The sequence below is a fragment of the Stenotrophomonas sp. YJH_SMC_101-4 genome (genome assembly GCF_059370395.1).
Genome location: NZ_JCAFTP010000001.1, coordinates 579,603 through 598,707, shown reverse-complemented (window position 1 = coordinate 598,707; position 19,105 = coordinate 579,603). Strand labels below are relative to the sequence as shown.

General features: G+C 66.9%; 13 protein-coding genes. 7 read left to right on the top strand and 6 right to left on the bottom strand.

Features of this window, described 5'->3' with window-relative positions; genetic code table 11:
- Positions 1 to 92 precede the first annotated feature (92 nt).
- Entirely contained in the window at positions 93 to 2,456 is a 2,364-nt protein-coding gene (locus tag AC5P8D_RS02825) for a ribonucleoside-diphosphate reductase subunit alpha (RefSeq protein ID WP_100445974.1), read from the bottom strand.
- 431 nt (positions 2,457 to 2,887) lie between these two features.
- On the opposite strand from AC5P8D_RS02825, the gene AC5P8D_RS02820 reads away from it, so the two are divergent.
- Complete coding sequence (locus AC5P8D_RS02820) at positions 2,888 to 3,865, top strand: zinc-binding dehydrogenase (protein WP_049410313.1); 978 nt, start codon at positions 2,888 to 2,890, stop codon at positions 3,863 to 3,865.
- A gap of 179 nt (positions 3,866 to 4,044) precedes the next feature.
- Positions 4,045 to 6,726, top strand: coding sequence for a TonB-dependent receptor (locus tag AC5P8D_RS02815; protein WP_235651825.1), 2,682 nt, complete (start codon positions 4,045 to 4,047; stop codon positions 6,724 to 6,726).
- 108 nt (positions 6,727 to 6,834) lie between these two features.
- On the opposite strand, the gene betT is transcribed toward AC5P8D_RS02815, so the two are convergent.
- Both betT and AC5P8D_RS02805 read right to left on the bottom strand, forming a co-directional pair.
- Positions 6,835 to 8,814: a choline BCCT transporter BetT gene (betT, locus tag AC5P8D_RS02810; protein ID WP_010485181.1), complete on the bottom strand. Its 1,980-nt coding sequence runs from the start codon at positions 8,812 to 8,814 to the stop codon at positions 6,835 to 6,837.
- A 193-nt stretch (positions 8,815 to 9,007) separates the two neighbouring features.
- Positions 9,008 to 9,388 carry a VOC family protein gene (locus AC5P8D_RS02805; protein WP_010485179.1) on the bottom strand — a complete coding sequence of 127 codons (381 nt, stop codon included), beginning with the start codon at positions 9,386 to 9,388 and terminating at the stop codon, positions 9,008 to 9,010.
- A 150-nt stretch (positions 9,389 to 9,538) separates the two neighbouring features.
- Between AC5P8D_RS02805 and AC5P8D_RS02800 the strand changes: the two genes are divergently transcribed.
- The 3 genes from AC5P8D_RS02800 to AC5P8D_RS02790 all read left to right on the top strand — a co-directional run bounded on the left by AC5P8D_RS02800 (position 9,539) and on the right by AC5P8D_RS02790 (position 14,016).
- The gene (locus AC5P8D_RS02800; RefSeq protein WP_010485178.1) at positions 9,539 to 10,057 is read left to right on the top strand and encodes a sigma-70 family RNA polymerase sigma factor; all 519 of its coding nucleotides are present in this window, start codon (positions 9,539 to 9,541) and stop codon (positions 10,055 to 10,057) included.
- Positions 10,054 to 10,998, top strand: coding sequence for a FecR family protein (locus AC5P8D_RS02795; protein WP_495203052.1), 945 nt, complete (start codon positions 10,054 to 10,056; stop codon positions 10,996 to 10,998). Before AC5P8D_RS02800 ends, AC5P8D_RS02795 begins: the two co-directional genes overlap by 4 nt.
- 69 nt (positions 10,999 to 11,067) lie before the next feature.
- Positions 11,068 to 14,016 (top strand): TonB-dependent receptor, encoded by a 2,949-nt coding sequence (locus tag AC5P8D_RS02790; RefSeq protein WP_495203051.1) that lies wholly within the window; start codon positions 11,068 to 11,070, stop codon positions 14,014 to 14,016.
- A gap of 142 nt (positions 14,017 to 14,158) precedes the next feature.
- Here AC5P8D_RS02790 and AC5P8D_RS02785 read toward each other — a convergent pair whose 3' ends face one another.
- Entirely contained in the window at positions 14,159 to 14,482 is a 324-nt protein-coding gene (locus AC5P8D_RS02785) for a DMT family transporter (protein ID WP_049437687.1), read from the bottom strand.
- Positions 14,482 to 14,835: an SMR family transporter gene (locus tag AC5P8D_RS02780; RefSeq protein ID WP_019659945.1), complete on the bottom strand. Its 354-nt coding sequence runs from the start codon at positions 14,833 to 14,835 to the stop codon at positions 14,482 to 14,484. Before AC5P8D_RS02780 ends, AC5P8D_RS02785 begins: the two co-directional genes overlap by 1 nt.
- A gap of 150 nt (positions 14,836 to 14,985) precedes the next feature.
- Here AC5P8D_RS02780 and AC5P8D_RS02775 point away from each other — a divergent pair, with 150 nt between their 5' ends.
- Positions 14,986 to 15,837: a LysR family transcriptional regulator gene (locus AC5P8D_RS02775; protein WP_010485168.1), complete on the top strand. Its 852-nt coding sequence runs from the start codon at positions 14,986 to 14,988 to the stop codon at positions 15,835 to 15,837.
- Between the two features lie 73 nt (positions 15,838 to 15,910).
- Here AC5P8D_RS02775 and AC5P8D_RS02770 read toward each other — a convergent pair whose 3' ends face one another.
- Entirely contained in the window at positions 15,911 to 16,831 is a 921-nt protein-coding gene (locus AC5P8D_RS02770) for a M14 family metallopeptidase (RefSeq protein ID WP_043401453.1), read from the bottom strand.
- A 131-nt stretch (positions 16,832 to 16,962) separates the two neighbouring features.
- Here AC5P8D_RS02770 and AC5P8D_RS02765 point away from each other — a divergent pair, with 131 nt between their 5' ends.
- The gene (locus AC5P8D_RS02765; protein ID WP_495203050.1) at positions 16,963 to 19,044 is read left to right on the top strand and encodes a TonB-dependent receptor family protein; all 2,082 of its coding nucleotides are present in this window, start codon (positions 16,963 to 16,965) and stop codon (positions 19,042 to 19,044) included.
- Positions 19,045 to 19,105 lie beyond the last annotated feature (61 nt).

Genomic DNA, 19,105 nt, shown 5'->3' with positions numbered 1-19,105 from the left:
CCTGCAGGGGGTAGCGCCGGGCCATGCCCGGCGGAATGTGCGACGGCCGCGCGATGCGCTCGCCGGGCGTGGCCCGGCGCTACCGTGGATGGTCAGCTGGAGCACCATTCGCATTCGCTGATGTCGATGTCGTTGGAGCGCACGTAGTAGGTGGTCTTCAGGCCTTCGCGCCAGGCGCTCAGGTGCAGCTCCAGCAGGGTGCTCGCGCGGATCGTGCTCGGCACATACAGGTTGAAGCTGATCGACTGGTCGACATGGCGCTGGCGACGGGCGTTCTGGCGCACGCTGGCGAACTGGTCGACCTTGTAGGCACCCTTCTCGTAGTACGGCCAGGTTTCCAGCGACAGGCCCGGAGCCGCCACCGGCCGCCGGAAGTCCTTCTTTTCCTCGTAGTAGAACGCGCTGTAGATCGGGTCGATCGACGCGGTGGAACCGGCAATCTGAGCGGTGCTCATGTTCGGCGCGACAGCCAGCAGCCAGCCGTTACGCAGGCCGTGCGTGGCGACCTCGCGGGCCAGGCTGTCCCACGCGGCGCCAGTGTAGTCGCGGTCACGGAAGTAGCGCCCGTTGTGCCAGTCACTGCCAGCGAACATCGGGTAACTGCCCTTCTCCTTCGCCAGCTGCGCGCTGGCCTGGATGGTCAGGAAGTTGATGCGTTCGTAGAGACGGTCGGCCAACGCCTCGGCATCCGGTGATTCCCACTGGATTGCCTGCTGCGCCAGCAGGTGGTGCCAACCGAACGTGCCCAGGCCGATGGCGCGGTACTTGCGGTTGGTGATGGTGGCCTGCGGCACCGGCAGCGCGTTGAGGTCAATCACGTTGTCGAGCATGCGCACCTGGATCGGGATCAGGCGCTCCAGCACGTCGGTGGCCAGCAGGTCATCCGGCGCACTGATTGCCCGGCCGAGGTTGATCGAGGACAGGTTGCAGACCACGAAGTCACCGGCGCGGCGCGTGGTGACGATCTGGTCGCCGCTGACGATCTCCTGGATCATCCGCGTCGGGCTCATGTTCTGCAGGATCTCGGTGCACAGGTTGCTGGAATAGATCATGCCCGCGTGCTTGTTCGGGTTCCGGCGGTTGACCTCGTCGCGGTAGAACAGGAACGGGTTGCCGGTCTCCAGCTGGCTGAGCATGATCCGCTTGAACAGATCGATCGCCTTCACCGTGCGGCGGCTGATGCGCTCGTCGGCCACCAGTTCGGCATAGCGGTCGCGGAAGCTGCCCGCACCGCGCGTCTCATCGTAGAAGTCCTGCAGGTACCAGCCCTTGGCCTGCTTCACCTCGTGCGGGTCGAACAGGTACCAGTCGGCGCGGCGCTCGACCGCTTCCATGAACAGGTCGGGCACGCACACCGAAGTGAACACATCGTGCGCGCGCAGGCGCTGGTCGCCGTTGTTGAGGCGCAGGTCCATGAACGCTTCGATGTCGCGGTGCCAGATGTCCAGGTACACCGCTACCGCGCCCTTGCGCTGGCCAAGCTGATCAACCGACACCGCGGTGTTGTTGAGCTGCTTGATCCACGGCACCACGCCACCGGAGGAATTGGCCACGCCCCGGATCGGCGCGCCGCTGCTGCGCACATAGCCCAGGTAGGCGCCGACGCCGCCACCGTGCTTGGACACGCGGGCGATATCGGTGTTGGAGTCATAGATGCCCTGCAGGCTGTCGTCCACCGTGTCGATGAAGCAGCTGGACAGCTGCCCACCCACCTTGCCGGCATTGGCCAGGGTCGGTGTGGCGACGGTCATGTACAGGTTGGACAGCGCCCAGTACGCCTCGCCGACCAGCTGCATGCGCCGCTCGCGCGGCTTTTCCTCCTGCATCAGGTACAGCGCGATGGTCAGCCAGCGCTCCTGCGGCAGTTCGTAGACCTCGCGGCTGCGGTCGCTGGCCAGATAGCGCGTGGCCAGCAGGTACAGGCCGTTGTAGGCGAACAGGCGGTCGCGCTCCGGGTCGATCATCTCGCCGGCCTGCTGCAGCTCTTCCTTCGAATAGCAGCGCAGGATGTCGTTGCTGTAGATGCCGCGGTCAGCCAGGCTTTCCTGCAGGCCCACATACGAACCGTACTTCAGGCCGACGTCGTAGAAGCGGTTGCGGCTGGCGCGCTTGTACAGGCGGCGCAGGTAGATGCGCGCGGCAAACTGTTCCCACTCGGGTGCAACCAGGTCCACCCGCGATTCGGCCTCACGGATCAGCAGATCGACCAGATCGTCGGCGCTGATGCTCGGTTTGCGCTCGACCATCGCCTGCACCACGCGGCGATAGTCGCTCACGTCCAGCTGCGGGAACTCGGCATGCACGGCGTCGATGCTGCGCTGCAGGCGCTCGGCCTCGAACGGCAGGCGGCGGTTGCCGGCCTCCTTGGTGATCCAGGTCGGCACGCGCTCGCCACCGGCGCGCAAGGCGTCGCCGGCGCCGGCCAGATCGGCCACGCGGAAGGTACTGTCGGTCATGGTGGTGAAACTCCAGGCTCGCACGCGCTTTGGCGGTCGATGCCATGGCGGCCCTGAACGCGATACCGGCGCACGGGGCGAACGGGTGGATTGCCAGGGCACGGGAACGTAGGTCGTCGGCATCTGCCTGCGCCTGCGGCCGGTATCCGGGCCGTGGGGGCGACCTGCGTCCGCACGATGGCGGCCGCGTCGACACGGCAAGCCTTCAGGGGCGGGCCGCGGGACGTTTGCTGCATGTCCGGCGGCGGCGGCTGACCGGGAGTGACGGCCACAACATAGTGGGGATATCCCGAACCGTCAACACAAGATGCGGTAATCAGCACATGTCGCGACGATCAGTCGCAGGATGCCGTGTTGCAGCTGCGGCGCCTTGTCGACAACGCCTGCGTCCCCAGTTCGGTACAACATCCACTTTCCCCGGAACACCACCCATGCGCGCTGCCCAGTACCCCTCCTTCGGCAACCCGGCCGACGTCCTTGCCATTGCCGATGCGCCGCTGCCCGAGCCCGGCCCCGGCGAGGTGCGCATCCGCACCGTGCTGGCCTCGATCCACAACCACGATCTGCTGACCGTGCGCGGCCTCTACGGCTACAAGCCGACCCTGCCGGCGATCGGTGGCAGTGAAGCGCTGGGCGTGGTCGATGCACTCGGCGATGGTGTCGACGGCCTGCAGATCGGCCAGCGCGTCGCCGCAGCCTCGGTACACGGTACCTGGGCCGAGGCCTTCATCGCGCCGGCACGCATGGTGATTCCGATGCCGGAGGCGATCCCCGACGAAATGGCCGCGCAGCTGATCGCCATGCCGCTGAGCGCGCTGATGCTGCTGGAGTTCCTGCACGTCGAGGCGGGCCAGTGGATCGTGCAGAACACCGCCAACGGCGCGGTGGGCAAGTCGCTGGCGATGCTGGCGCGGGCGCGTGGCGTGCATGTAGCCAACCTGGTGCGCAATGCGGATGCCGTCGCACAGTTGCAGGCCCTGGGTATCGATCATGTGTTCGACACCTCGGTGGACGGCTGGAAGGATCGCGTTCGTGAAGCGACCGGCGAAGCACAGGCGGCGGCCGCCGTGGATTCCATCGGCGGCGACGCCAGCGGTGACCTGGTCGACCTGCTCGGCCACAACGGCACGCTGGTGTCGTTCGGCGTGATGAGCGGCGAACCGATGCGCATCCCGGCCGGCGGCCTGATCTACAAGGAAGCGACGGTGAAGGGCTTCTGGGGCAGCAAGGTCAGCCAGGCGATGGCGGTGGAGGACAAGCGCCGGCTGGTTGGCGAACTGCTGAAGCGTGCGGCTGGCGGCGAGCTGACGCTGCCGGTGGAGCAGATCTTCGCACTGGACGACATCGCCCAGGCAGCGAAGGCCGGTGCGGGTTCGGGTCGTAACGGCAAGGTGCTGCTGCGGCCGTGATCGTCTGACATTGCGTTCTGTAGAGCCGAGCCATGCTCGGCTGCTTTCCGGCCAGTGTGTGGAGCCGAGCGTAGGCTCGGCTCTACAGGGGCGTGCGGACCAACGGTCCGCACCCACCGAGCCGGTTCGTTAAGAACCTGTGATGTATAACTGAATGCGCTTTCGTCATTGGAAGGTGCATGTACCTGCATGCGGTACTGACGGCTCCTCCCCCGTTCGGCGTTGTCGCTTCCATGTACCGCACCACCCTGAACCTGCTTGCTGGCGCCATTGCGCTGGGCCTCACCGCCGGCGCTGCCGGCGCCGCTGAATCCGCCGACACCGGCAAGGACAGCACCACCCTCGGCACCGTGCTGGTGACCGGTTCCAACATCAAGCGCAGCGATACCGCCGGGCCCAACCCGGTGCAGATCGTCAGCCGCGAACAGATCGAGCAGACCGGCCGCTCCACCCTCACCGACGTGCTGCGCAACCTGTCGGCCAATGCCGGCAACAGCTTCGACGAGCAGTACACCGGCAGCTTCGCCGCCGGCTCGGCCTCGATCGGCCTGCGTGGCCTGTCGCCGAAGAACACACTGGTGCTGGTCAACGGCTACCGCGTGTCCAACTTCGGCTTCGCGCTCAATACCCAGGACACCTTCGTCGACCTCAACGCGCTGCCGATCAGCGCGGTGGAACGCATCGAAGTGCTGAAGGACGGCGCCTCGGCGGTGTATGGCTCCGACGCCATCGCCGGTGTCATCAACATCATCCTGCGCAAGAACTTCCAGGGCGTGGAAGTGGGCGGCGGCTTCGGTACCGCCACCCAGGGCGGCCTGGACGAACGCAAGGCCAACCTGCTGGCCGGCTTCGGCGACCTGGAGCAGCAGGGCTGGAACGTGCTGTTCGGGCTGGACCTGCTCAAGCGTGATCGCCTCGACGCCGACCAGCGCGCCTATACCCGCAGCGGCGATTTCCGCGACAAGCCCGGCGGACGCCTGGCCGGCTGGTCCACCGCCGGTGGCAATTGGCTGTCCAACCCGCGCGCGCCGCAACCGTTCGCCAACTGCCCGGATGGCAGTCAGCTGCGTCCCTACAGCGATTTCGGCAGCACCCTGCCCGGCCAGGCCTGCGCCTTCAACGCGCAGCCGTTCAAGACCCTGCAGCCCGGCGCCGAGCGCCTGCAGGCGTCGTTGAGTGCGACCTACCGCTTCAATGACAGTGTCGAAGCGTTCGCCGACGTGCTGTACAGCCACAACAAGGCCGACCAGATCTTCAGTGCGCCGCTGACCGTTGGCCCGGGCCTGCGTGCCTACAACCCGGCTACCGGCACGCTCATCGACGTGCCGGCGGTGCTGCCGGTCGGCCATCCCAACAACCCGGGCAGTACGCCACTGCCGTTCGAGTACACCTTCTTCGATCTCGGCCCGCGCCTGAAGGACAACACGCAGGTGTTCTACCGTGCCCTGGCGGGCGTGCGCGGCAGCGGCGAACGCTGGGACTGGGAAGTGGCGGCACTGACCTCGCAGAGTGCACAGCGCGAGTACGTCGACAACTTCGTCAATCGCTATGCGTTCGAGCAGATCCTGCGCGAGGGCAGCTACAACTTCCTCAACCCGTCCAGCACGCCGGGCGCGCTGGATGCACTGCGCCTGCAGACCAAGCGTCCGGGCTGGTACAAGCTGCACGCGTTGAACGTGAAGGCCTCCACCTCGCTGTGGGAGATGCCCGCCGGTACGGTCGGCTTTGCCTGGGGTGCGGAGTTCCGCAAGGAATCGCTGGACGCGCGCACCAGTGCGCAGGTGCTGTCGGGCACCGAACTGCGTCCGGCCATCAACGTGGTCAATGGCGAGCGCCAGGTCAGCGCCGCCTATGCCGAACTGAGCGTGCCGCTGCACCGCACGTTGGAGCTGCAGGTGGCCGGTCGCGGCGATCACTACGATGACTTCGGCAAGGCGTTCTCGCCGAAGGTGGCGCTGCGCTGGCAGCCGCTGGACAGCCTGCTGCTGCGCGGCTCGTTCTCGCGCGGCTTCCGGGCACCCTCGCTGCCGGAGATCGCGCCGGGCCAGACCGTCAGCTACGGCTCGGTGATCGATCCGCTGGATCCGCTGCAACCGGGCGGCAGCCGTGGCGTGACCAACATCCGCACCGGCAACCCGGATCTGAAGGCGGAGCGCTCGCGCAACTTCAACGTGGGTGCAGTGTGGTCGCCGGATGGTGATACCAGCATCGGCCTGGACTGGTACCGCATCGAGCAGGACAACCTGGTCAAGCCGGACAGCGCGCAGTTCATCGTCGACAACCCGACGCTGTTCCCCGGTCGCGTGCAACGTGATGCGCAGGGACGCATCCAGTTCATCACCAACCAGTACGCCAACCAGGGCGAACTGACCACCTCGGGCCTGGACCTGGACGCCAACCGCACCTTCCGCACCGTGGGCTGGGGCAACTTCACCGTGGCCGGCAGCTGGACCCACCTGCTCAGCTTCAAGCAGCCGCTGGTGGCTGGGCAGGCACCGTATGACGGCGCCGGCAACAACCGCCACGGCGCGCTGCCGCGTACCCGCGGCACCACCTCGTTGAACTGGGCGGTGGGCGACTGGAGCAGTACGCTGAGCCTGCAGTACGTGAGTGGCTACGACCAGCGTGTGGCGACGGCAACCAGCAACCCGGGCCTGCGCGACCGCATCAAGCCGTATCACCAGCTGGACCTGTACGTAGCGTACGAAGGTATTCCCAACACCACGCTGTCGCTGTCGGTGCTGAACCTGACCGACAAGGACCCGCCGTTCGACCCGGCCGGTGGCTCCAATGGGTTCGACATCAGCCAGTACAACCTGCGTGGGCAGTTCGTCTCGCTGGGCGCTCGTTACAGGTTCTGATTGCCACTGTAGAGCCGAGCCATGCTCGGCTGCTCTTCCGACACCGAGGAGCCGAGCGCGGGCTCGGCTCTACAGGGGGGTGCGGACCAACGGTCCGCACCCACCGCATCACCGGCTCAGGTGCAGGAACTGCAGGTGCCGTTCGTACTGGCTGATGATGTCGTTGATGATCTGCTTGCGGCTGTAGCCCACCAGGTCGTAGTCCTGGCTGCCTTCGAACAGGTGCACCTCGGCGCGGTAGTAGCGCTGGTTGCGCAGCTGCTGTGCGGCGAACGACGGGGTCAGGTAACCGCTCAGGATCACCCGGTACAGGAAGTCCTGCTGCTCGCCATGGTTGACCGTCAACTCCATGTCGCCCGCCTCGAAGCGCGTGGCCACGTCCCAGCCTTGCCCGCGCAGCTGCTCGGCCACCGCTTCCATCGCCGGCTTCACCGTGTCATCCATGAAGCGGTAGACCTGGTCGCGCACCGGGAAATGCATCGCCTGGCTCAGGCGCTGGCGCCAGCCCTGGTGGTGGCGATCGTCGCCGATCAGCGGCGATGGCCGGTACTGCAGCGCGCGCTTGCGGTGCGATTCGTCACTGAAGGCGCGGGTCAGCCCCCACATCATCAACAACAGGATCGCCGAGAACGGCAACGACGCCAGCACCACCGCCGATTTCAGTGCGTCGATACTGCCGGCCAGCAACAGGCCCGCGGTCAGCACCGCGATCACCGTGCCCCAGAACACCCGCAGCCAACGCGGACCATCATCCTCGGGTGCGCCGCCATGCGAGGACAGCGTGGACAACACCACCGCCCCCGAGTCGGCCGAGGTCACGAAGAAGATGAAGCTGACCAGCACTGTCACCGTGATCACCGCGCGGCTCCAGGGGTAGCCGTCCAGCAGCGCATACAGCACGGTCGGTGGATCATCCACCGCCAGCTGCGCCAACTGTTGCTGGCCGTGGTGCAGCACCTGGTCCAGCGCGCTGTTGCCGAAGATCGACAGCCAGGCCAGGGTGAAGCCCAGCGGAATCAGCAGCACGCCGAACACGAATTCGCGGATGGTGCGGCCGCGCGAGATGCGCGCGATGAACAGCCCGACAAAGGGCGCCCAGCCGATCCACCAGGCCCAGTAGAACACCGTCCAGCCGCCCAGCCATTCCGGTCGGCCGCCGTAGGCATACACATCGAAACTCTTGCCGACCACGCTGCCGAGGTAGTCGCCCAGGTTCTGCATCAAGGTGCTGAACAGGTACTGCGTCGGCCCGGCAAACAGCATGAACAGCACCAGCGCGATCGCCAGCAGCATGTTGATGTTGGCCATCCAGCGCACGCCTTTCTCCACGCCGGAGACGGCCACGGCCACCGCCGCGCCCATCATCGCCACCACCAGCATGATCTGCACCAGGTTGGAATGCGGGATGTTGAACAGGTGCGCCAGCCCGGCATTGAGGTGCAGCACGCCGAAGCCCATGTCGGCGCCGATGCCGAACACGGTGGCGACGATGCCCAGCGCGTCCACGGTGTAACCGATCGGGCCATTGATGCGCTTGCCGATCAGCGGGTACAGCGCCGAGCGCAGTGCCAGCGGCAGGTTGTGGCGGTAGGCGAAGTAGGCCATCGCCATCGCCGCCAGCGCGAACACACCCCAGCCATGCAGTCCCCAATGCAGGAACAGCAGCTGCATGGCCTGGCGCGCGCCGGCCTCGCCCGCCGCCGGATCGCCCTGCGGCGGCTGCAGGTAGTGGGTCAGCGGCTCGGAAACGCAGAAGAAGAACAGGGTGATGCTGATGCCAGCAGCGAACAGCATGCCGGCCCAGGAGAGGTAACTGAACTCCGGTTCGTCATGGTCGGCACCGAGCTTGATGCCACCGTACTTGGACAGCGCCACGCCGACCACGAACACCAGGTACAGGGTCATGGCCAGCAGGTAGTACCAGCCGACGTTGAGTGCGGCCCAGTCCTGCGCCTTCAGCAGCAGGCGGCCTGCGCCCAGCGGGAACAGGCTGACGAACAGCGCGAACGCCACGACAACGATCGCCGCGAAGGCGAACACAGGCCGAAGGGTGCGCACCGGGGATTGTTGCGGCTCCAGTACATCCATGGGGCGGCGTTCTCCGGTAGATCAAAGGGTTAGCCGACCGATTGTGGCTGAACCGCAGTGGACAGAGCATGAAGTTGTGGCCAGCGGTCACAGGCCTGATCCACCATTACGTGTTATCACGCGCGCGCCGGCAGACGCCTGCGAGCACAGCCGCGCGCACTGCCTGCGACGCGGCCACGCGCGTACTGTCCAATTACGACATCACATGCACCGCGCACAGCTTGTTGCCATCCGGGTCGCGCAGGTAGGCCAGGAACAGCTGGCGCCCGGCCATGCTGCGGATGCCGGCCGGGTCTTCGATGGCGGTGCCGCCATGGGCCACGCCGGCGTCCTGCCAGCCACGCACGGCCTCAGCACTGTCGAGGGTGAAGCCGATGGTGCCGCCGTTGGCGTGGCATGCCGGCTGACCGTCGATCGGCGCGGTGACGATGAACATACGGCCATCCTTGAAATACACCAGACGGCCCTTGTCATCGAAGACGCCCGGACGTGCGCCCAACGCACCGAACAGTGCATCGTAGAAGCGATGCGCGGCGTCCATGTCGTTCGTTCCAACGGTGATGTGGCTGAACATGCGGGCACTCCCTGTGGAAAACCGCAGTGTCGGCGAGCACGTCGGGCATCGCAAATCCGGCGACCTCCCCCGCTGCGCCCCGCGCAACGTTTGTCGCGCGCCGCTCGATCACCCTATAATGGGAATCATTCTCATTAATGATCAATGCCGATGGCCGTGCCCGCCGCCTCCAGCACTGCGCTGGCGGGGTTCTACCGCGAACACCATGGCTGGCTGCTCGGCTGGTTGCGCCGCCGCACGCACAACGCCGACTGCGCCGCCGACCTGACCCAGGACACCTTCCTGCGCCTGCTCAGCCGTCGTGTCGATCCATCAGAACTGCGCTTGCCGCGCGCCTATCTCAGCACCATCGCGCACGCCCTGCTGGTCAACCACTGGCAGCGCGCGGACCTGGAACGCGCCTACCTGACCGCGCTGGCCGCCCAACCGGAGCCGGTGCATCCCTCGGCAGAGGAGCGCACCCAGGCATTGCAGTTGCTGCATGCCATCGCCGACATGCTGTCCGGCCTCGCCGAGCGGCCACGGCGCGCGTTCCTGCTGGCGCGGCTGTCCGGCCTTGGCTATGCAGAGATCGGCGTGCAGCTGGGCGTGTCCGAGCGCATGGTCAAGAAGTACATGGCGCAGGCGATGCTGCATTGCCTGCGCCTGTCCGGCGACGCGGCGGCATGAGTGCGGCATTGGCCGGCGCTGCGTTGGAACAGGCTGCCGAATGGTTCGCGCTGCGCCAACAGGGCTGGAGCGACGGCGACCAGCAACGCTGGCACGCCTGGCTGCAGGCCGATGCTGGTCACGCCGACGCCTGGCGACGGGTCGAGGCGGTCTGGCAATCGTTCGCCCCGCTGTCGGCTCCGGCAGCCGCAACTGCATTTGATGCTGCGCGCCTTCGCCGGCGGCGGGCGCTGCGCGGCATCGGTGGCGCCCTCGGCATCGGCGCGGTCTCCCTGCTCGGCCTGCATGGGCTTCAGGCGCAGCGCCGCCTGCAGACGCAGCGCACCGCTGCCGGGCGTACCGGTCATTGGACGTTGGCCGATGGCAGCCAGTTGTGGCTCAACGCCGGCAGCGAAGTGACCGTCGACATCGGCAACGGCCACCGCGCCCTGCATCTGCTGCGCGGCGAACTGCTGCTGCAGACCGGCCACCACCCTGCATTCGTCGGCCTGCCCCTGACCGTGCATGTGCCCGGGGCGCGCCTGCAGCCGATCGGCACCCGCTTCGCGGTCGGCCGCGAAGCGCAGGACGGCCGGTTGGACGTGTTCGAGGGTGTGGTGCGGTGCCTGCCGATGTTCGGTGCGGCGCTGGATGTTCCTGCGGGAAGTGCGCTGCAGATCGGACCGATGGGGGGACTCACAACGGTCGCTGCCGATCCTCTGCGCGGCGACTGGCAGGACGGACGCCTGCAGGTGCAGGACACGCCGTTGATCCGGGTGATCGACGAACTGGCCCGTCACCATCAGGGCTATCTGGGCTGTGATCCTGCACTGTCCGCATTGAATGTCACCGCAGTATTGCCGCGCCTGGACAGCCTGCAGGCCCTGAAACTGCTGGCGCGCGCCCTGCCGATCCACATCGAGCAGCGTTGGCCGTGGTGGACCGTTGTGCGTCCGCGTTGAAATCGCGGTTCCCTTTCTGCGCGCTCGGCGGGCACTACAAGGGAACCCCTTGCGGATGTTGCCGCCCCCATGAAACGACCCTGCCCTTCCCCTCGCCCGCTTGCCATCGCGCTGTGCCTGGCCCTGGCCACGCCGTGCCTGTTGCCGACGGCCGCCCACGCACAGGATGCAGCCGCTGCCGTTCGCTGGCAGATCCCGGCCGGACCGCTCGACCAGGCCTTGACCACGTTCGGCCAGCAGTCCGGCCTGTCCATCGCCACCGATGCGCGCCTGACCCGCGGTCGCCACAGCAGCGGCGTGCAGGCCTCGCTCAACACCGAGGCCGCGCTGGCGCAGCTGCTGGCCGGCACCGGCCTGTCGTTCCAGCGTGATGCCAGCGGCGTGGTGCTGCAGGCCGCCCCCGCCACCGATGCTGGTGTGCGCCAGATCGGCACCCTGCGCGTAGCCGGCCAGGCCAGCGAAGGTGCTTCGCCGTGGGGCTTGGCCGATGCCGATGCCGTATACCGCGACAGCGGCTCGCGCGTGCATCTGGACCACCAGCAGCTGGAACGCTTCCGCGGCCAGTCGATCGGCGATGTGCTGGCCGGCGCAGTCGGCGTGCACACCGGAGACGTACGCAATGGTGGTGCGCTGGACGTGAACATCCGCGGCCTGCAGGGCCAGAACCGGGTGCCGGTGATCATCGACGGCGGCCAGCAGGCCATCGACGTGTACCGCGGCTATGCCGGTGTGCAGCAGCGCAGCTACCTCGACCCGGACCTGATCAGCGCGATCAGCATCGAGAAGGGGCCGAGCCTGGCCGCCAACGCCGCCAGCGCGATCGGCGGCGTGGTCTACATGGAGACGCTGAACGTCGATGACATCCTCGACGAGGGCGAGGCCTGGGGACTGCGCGTGCGCGGTGGCGTGGCCGACAACAGCATCGACCGCACCCGTACCTTCAAGCAGATCGCGCGCGGCAGCGACAACCGCAACAGCCTGCGTGACCCGCGCGACTGGAACGGCAGCGTGGCCTTCGCCCAGCGCGGCGAGGACTGGCAGCTGGTGGCCGCTTACGCGCGTCGCCGCCAGGGCAACTACTTCGCCGGCAGCAACGGCGCGCACCGCTACGACGACCAGCACCTGTCCAGCGGCGGTACCGGCATGTCCAGCCAGGCGGTCTCGGACATGTACCACTCGGGTGATGAAGTGCTGAACACGCACACCGACAACGAATCGGCGCTGCTGAAATTCACCTGGACGCCCAACCCCGACCAGCGGCTTGAGCTGAGCCACCGCTACTTCAACTCCAGCTTCGGCGAGATCATGCCCTCGGCGATCGGCCGTGTCGGTGAGTCCAACGAATGGGTGACCTACGTGGACAAGGCCAACACCATGTTCCAGTTCGAGCCCGGGAAAATGCGGCTCAACGCCACCTCGCTGCGCCACCGCTACCGGCCCGAGGCACACCCGTGGCTGGACCTGAACAGCACGCTGTGGTTCACCACCGCCACCAGCCGCATGTTCAACAGCAACATCGCCAACACGCCGCTGTTCAAGGACGTGCCCAACGACCAGATGCCGGACACGCTGGGGGAAACCTATGGCCCGGGCCTGCAGTCGGACGTGAAGACCCGGCGCTGGGGCGTGGACAGCAGCAACACCACCCGCTTCAGCAACAGCCTGGGCGACTGGACGCTGCGCTACGGCGCTGCGTTCCAGCATGAGGACACCGCACCGAACTCGCCGGTGCTGCCGGTGGACTACAACAACAACCGCTACCTGCGCTCCGGCACGCGGCGCGAAGCCAGCGTTGTCGCCTCGCTGCAATGGCAGCCGTGGGACTGGCTGTCGCTGACCGCAGGCGGCCGCTTCATCGACTACCGCACCCGCGACCGCAACCGCGTGGCCTTCGTCAGCGAATCGCGCGACCTGCGCTATACCTTCGCGCGCCTGAGCAAGGGGGGCCAGCTGCTGCCGGGCTGGTACAAGGAGTGGTACCCGGATGCACAGGGCAACTACACGTATGACTCGCTGCGCGCTACGCCCTACGGCGGCAGCACGCTGGGCCAGAGCTACGACTTCGATGGCTTCATTCCCGACCCGCGCGGCGCCAACGGTTTCTACACCAAGCAGATTCCCACCGCATGGGGCTACAAGCCGGCGATCCGCCGTTCCGGCCACGGCTTCGCGCCGTACGCAGAGGCCCGCTTCAACCTCGATCAGGACATGTTCTTCTACGTGAAGTACGCGCAGGGCTGGAAGATGCCCAGTCTGTTCGAATCGACGCTGGGCAACAGCACCTCGGCACCGGTGGCCGACCTGAAGCCGGAGAAGAACCGTTCCTGGGACATCGGCTTCAGCCTGCTCAAGCAGGACCTGTGGCGCGATGGCGACCGCCTGGCGTTCAAGGTGGCCTGGTTCAAGAACGATATCGACAACGCGATCACCCGTCGCTTCGACTCCAGCAACTGGGCGTTCTATGTCGACAACGTGGACAACTACACGGTATCCGGCTACGAGCTGCAGTCCGGCTATGACGCCGGCATCGCCTACCTGGACCTGTCGGCCAGCTACTACCAGCGCGCGCGCACCTGCGACGCGGCCACCGCCAAGCGCCTGCGCGAAGACCCCTATGCGAAGTGGAGCAAGCTGGACACCACGCCGGATTGCGTGGATGGCGGCTTCGGTACCTCGTTTGTCAACGCACAGAATCCGCCGAAGTACTCGATCCACGGCACGCTGGGCTTCCGCCTGTTCGACAAGCGGCTGGATACCGGCATCCGCCGCACCTACAACAGCGGCCCCACCCACGAACTGGACAAGCCCTGGAATACCACCGGCTCGACCGGGTTGCAGAACATCTACCTGCCCACCGCGATCTACGACTTCTATGCGCGCTGGCAGTTCACCCCGAAGGCCGAAGTGGAACTGGTGGTCAGCAACCTGCGCAACACCTACTACATGGACACGCTGGCGATGAGCCTGATGCCCGGCCCGGGCCGTACCACGCGATTGAACTTCACCGCACGCTTCTGACCGCTGCAGAAACCGCAACGCCCCGGGGAGATCATCCCCGGGGCGTCTGCATGCGGCGGCTCACGCTCTGACAGGTACCAACCCGGGTTGGCACAGCAACTCAGCACGCGTAGGTGCCAACCTTGGTTGGCACAACAACGCGTTACTTCGCGGTGCTGAGCAGCAGCACCGCAACAGTGACCAGCGCGATGCCGATCCAGCCGATCGGGCGCAGGCGGTTGCCGAACAGCAGGCGGCCGCAAGTGGCGGTACCGATCACGCCGATTGCACCCCACATCGCATAGGCGGTGGCCAGGTCCATGTAGCGCACCGCCTGGCCCAGCAGGGCGAAGGCGATCCAGACCATGACGACCGCGCCGACGCCCCAGCGCCAGCGGCGAAAGCCCTCCGATTTGGCCACCATCATGTTGGCGGCAACGTCGATCAGCGCAGAACAGATCACGAAAAACAGAGCCAGGGTATTCATCAGTGCGCCTCCCCGAGGGTGACACAGACGATGCCGACCACCGCCAGCACGAGGCCGGCCAGCTGCTGCAGCGACAGGCTCTCGCCAAACACGGTGAGGCCGACCACGGTCAGCAGGGTCAGGCCCAGGCCTTCCCACACCGCATAGGCGACACCGACCGCGATGCGGCGGACCGACAGGGCCAGGAAGTAATAGGACAGCGCCAACGCGCCGGCCATGATCAGGTAGCCGGTCCAGCCGCCGTCGCGGGCGGCATGGGCCATGAACGAGGTGCCGACCACTTCGGCAACGATCGCCACGGTCAGGCAGGCCCAGGCGACCAGCGCGCCACGGGCGGGAACAGTACGGGACATGTGAAACTCCTTGCGGGACGCGGACAGCGCCCCGCCCTCAGTAGATCCACGCCATGCGTGGATGCCCCGCAGACAGGGGCGACGGCGGACAGTATCATCGCCTTTTACGGTCGATTCAAAATGGATACCATCGACAGGAGCGATGGATCAATGCCCTATTCCCCTGAATCCCTGCAGGCGTTCGTCGAAGCGGCTGCGCTCGGATCGTTCTCGGCGGCGGCGCGTCGCCTGCGCAAGACCCAATCGACGGTCAGCACCGCCATCGCCCACCTGGAGGCGGACCTGGGCGTCAGCCTGTTCGACCGCAGTGGACGCTACCCGCAGCTGACCGAAGCCGGGCGCCAGGTGCTCGGCCATGCCCAGGAAATCCTCGCCGCCGATACCCGCCTGCAGCAGTTGAGCGTGCGGCTGGCCGCCCCGGTCGAAGCGCGGCTGACCGTGGTGTTCTCCGACGTGTATCAGCTCGATCCGGAGCAGCGCGTGTTGCAGCGCTTTGCCGAAGCGTTCCCCGAGATCGAACTGGAATGGCTGGATGCCGAAGGCGAAGACGTGCTGGAACTGGTCGGCAGTGGTCGCGCCGCGCTGGGCCTGCTGCCGCGCCAGGAAAGCTATCCGGATGGTCTGGTGGCACGGCCATTGGCCCATCACAGCGAGCTGTCGGTGTATGTGGCGCACGACCATCCGCTGGCCGACGCCGGCCGTCGCGCAGCTTCCCAGCTGGCACGGTACCGGCAGGTGCGATTGAGCGCGGAGGTCGACCATGCGCGGGCGGTTACCGGGCTGGCGTGGACCGCCACCGACTACCTGATGGTGATGGAGATGGCCGAGGACGGCATCGGCTGGGCCGAGCTGCCACGCGCGCTGGTACAGCGCTACGACCGCGGGCAGCTGGTGGAACTGACTCTGCCCGGCTGGCCACGACGCATCCACAGCGACCTGCTGTGGCGCCGCGACACGCCGCCGGGGCCGGCGGCGCTGTGGTGGGCCGACGCGTTGGGGTGAACCGAAAAAGGGGACGGAGGGGATCAAGTCGTTTGTGCCGCAAACGACTTGATCCCCTCCGTCCCCTTTTCCATCAACGATGGGCGAGCGCGTAATCCAGCGACGCGCACACCGCTGCCACCTGGGCGTCGTTGCACTGCTGCGGGGTCGCCCGCGGGCTGTCCGGGTAGACCTCGGTGGTGGTGGTGTAGGTCGCACCGGTGATGCCGGCACACAGGCCCAGCTTCACCAGCGGGTACTCGATCACGCCGTGAGCGACCACCGGCGAACCGATGATCTCGCCCTTGTCGTCGGCCGGCGCGATGTGGGTGACCTTCTCCACCTCGGCAATCACCGCCTGCTGGAAGGCCGGTTGTGGGTTCTCGCTGTCGTCCACCAGATAGAAGCCATCCGGAATCAGGCCCGGCTCGAACGGCTTGCCGTCACGCGCGGCCAACGCCGGGCGGAACTCACTCTCGTCGCTGTCGGTAGTCTCGTGCAGGTCGATGTGCAGCACGAACTGGTCCTTGATCGGTGCGATCAGCTCGATCAGCGCGGTCGACTCGCGGGCCGGGCCATCGGCGCGGAAATTGCGGTTCGGGTCGATCGCATCGAAGTTCCAGCGGTTGATGCGCTCGAAGCCCCACGGATTCACGCACGGTGCCACCAGCAGATTGGCCTTGCCGGCGTAGTCGGCGGCGTGCCTTTCGAGGAATTCCAGCGCGCCCATCACGCCGCTGGTCTCATAACCGTGCACGCCACCGGTAACCAGGGCAGCCGGCAGCGCCGGGTTCCAATCGCGGCTGCGCAGGGCGAACAGAGTGTAGGTCTCGCCAGCGTAGTCGAGCTGGCCATAGGCCACCTTGTCGAAGCGCGAAGCCAGCGCCTCGATGCGGGGCAGCACCTCCTCGTCATAGCGACGCAGGCGCTGCTGGCGGCCACGCCACACCTCCCGTTCCGCCGCTCCCCACGGCTGGCCAGGGGTTCCGACGGGGTAGAAAGCGGCTTGGGACATGGCAGATCTCAGCGAGTCAGGAAGCAATCGCTCACTGTATCACCGGGGCATCGGCATGAACCGAAGGCGCATTCCAATAGCGAATGGAATCAGCAATAATTCTCATTTACGACCTTCCACAGCCTGCACCGATGCCCATCCTCGCCCTGCAACCGGCCCGCCTGCCCCTGGCCGCCGCCCTCGCCCTGTGCCTGCTCCCGACCACCCGTGCCTTCGCCCAGGACGGCGCCACCACGCTGGACAGCATCCAGGTCTCCGGCAGCTGGCTGGGTACCAGCCTGCATGACAGCGTCAAGCGCTTTGCCGGCGCGCGCACCGTGGTCGACCGCCAGCGCATCGAGGCCAGCGGCGCGGCCAGCCTCGGCGATGCCATGCGCCGTATTCCGGGTGTGCAGGTCACCGACAACTCCGGCACCGCTGGCAGTTCGGTGTCGCTGAACATCGGCGTGCGCGGCCTCACCGGGCGCTACTCGCCGCGCTCGACCGTCCTGTTGGACGGCGTGCCGCTGGCGGTGGCGCCGTATGGCCAGCCACAGCTGTCGTTCGCGCCGACCAGCCTGTCCAACATCGAGTCGATCGACGTGGTGCGCGGCGGCGGCGCGGTGCGCTACGGGCCGCAGAACGTCGGTGGCATCATCAACTTCAGCACCCGCGCCATTCCCACCGAGGCCGGCCTGCACGGCGAAGCCGGCGTGCGCTACACCGCCTACGACCATGGCGGCGGTGACAGCACCCAGTACAACGCCTTCCTTGGCGGTACCGGCGACAACGATCTGGGCGCCGCCCTGCTGTACTCCGGCCAGGATGGTCGCGGCTGGCGCCAGGGCAGCGATGACCGCTTCAACGATCTCGCGCTGAAGTTCGCCTACGCCATCGACGAACAGCAGGAGCTGCGTGCCAAGCTGTCCTACTACGACGTACGCTCGCTGACGCCGGGCGGCCTGACCCGTGCGCAGTACGAGGCCGATCCGTTCCAGAACACCCGGCCGACCGATTTCTGGAAGGGCCACCGCACCGGCATCGACCTGGGCTACACCAACACGCTGTCGGCCAACAGCGAGTTCGAGGTGCTGGCCTATTACAACGAGAGCACCCGTGCCAGCTCGCTGATCAACGCCGCCAACACCCAGCTGACTGTGCAGCCGCGCGACTACCGCGTGCTCGGCATCGAGCCGCGCTATACCCAGCGCCTGCACTGGGGCAGCGCGGTGCATGACATCACCGCCGGCTACCGCTTCCTGCGCGAGCGCGGCAACGACCGCAGCTACACCGTCGCCCGCCGCACCGGCGCGGCCAGTGCCACCACCCGCTTCGACAACGCCACCGACGCCCACGCGTTCTACATCGACGACCGCATTGCGATCGGCCAGTGGCGGATCACGCCCGGCGTGCGCATGGAATGGATCGACATGGACCGCCGCCAGGCCGGAGGCACGGCGACCTTCAGCAGCCGCAACGACAAGGCCCTGCCCTCGATCAACATCGCCTACCTGCTGACTCCGCAGCTGACCGTGTTCGGCAACTACACCACCTCGTTCGGACCGGTACAGAACATCCAGCTCAATTCGCAGACCGCCAGCAATCCGCTGAACCCGGAAGTGGCCAGGACCACCGAGCTGGGCGCACGCTGGCAGGATGGGGCACTGCGCGCGGAAGTGACCGTGTTCAAGATGCGCTTCGACAACCAGATCCTGCAGGTGCCGGGCATCACCCCGCCCACCTTCCAGAACATTGGTGCCACCGACCACAAGGGTGTGGAGAGCGCACTGGAGTACCACTTCGCCGAGGACGGCGCGCTGGCCGGGCTGGAGCTGTACGCCAACTACACCTGGACCAAGGCGATCCAGCAGTCCGGCGACAACCGTGGCCTGGACGTGCCGTTCTACTCGCGCGACACCGACAGCATCGGCGCCCGCTACGCGCTGGCCGGCTGGACCTTCAACGTCTCCAGCACTCACCAGAGCGGCCAGTTCTCCGACGCCGCCAACACCTGGGCCGAGAGCGCTGACGCGCGCGTGGGACGCGTGCCGGGCGTACGCCTGTGGAATGCCCAGGTGGCCTGGCAGGTGCCGGGGCTGGGTGACAGCGAGATCGCGCTGGGCGTGAACAACCTGGCCGACAAGCGCTGGTACACCCGCAATGTCGATGGCAACGCCGGCCGCATGGTGGCCACGCCGCGCACCTTCTACGTGCAGGGCCGCTACCGCTTCTGAGCCGGTAGCCGCCCGATGCGGTGACGGTGGCGCTCACGGTGGCGGCGTATCATGCCGCCAC